This window comes from Streptococcus sp. HMSC076C08 (assembly GCF_001810825.1).
Lineage (GTDB): Bacteria > Bacillota > Bacilli > Lactobacillales > Streptococcaceae > Streptococcus.
Genome location: NZ_KV802707.1, coordinates 1 through 248, shown reverse-complemented (window position 1 = coordinate 248; position 248 = coordinate 1). Strand labels below are relative to the sequence as shown.

The window sequence follows — 248 nt, the reverse complement described above, 5'->3', positions numbered from 1 at the left end:
TGCGCTTACTGATGCGGATTGACTAGCACTTACTGATGCGGATTGACTCGAGCTTACTGAGACTGACTGACTTGAGCTTACGGATGCTGACTGGCTAGCACTCGCTGACGCGGAATGACTCGAACTTACTGATGCGGATTCGCTTGAGCTGACTGAGGCAGACTGACTAGCGCTTACTGAAGCGGACTGACTCGAACTTGCTGATGCGGATTGACTCAAGCTTACAGACGCTGACTGACTAGCACTTA

At 51.2% G+C, this 248-nt stretch carries 1 protein-coding gene; it reads right to left on the bottom strand.

Features of this window, described 5'->3' with window-relative positions; genetic code table 11:
* The coding region (locus HMPREF2766_RS09765; protein WP_186821418.1) for a hypothetical protein at positions 1 to 248 on the bottom strand (248 nt) is incomplete at both ends.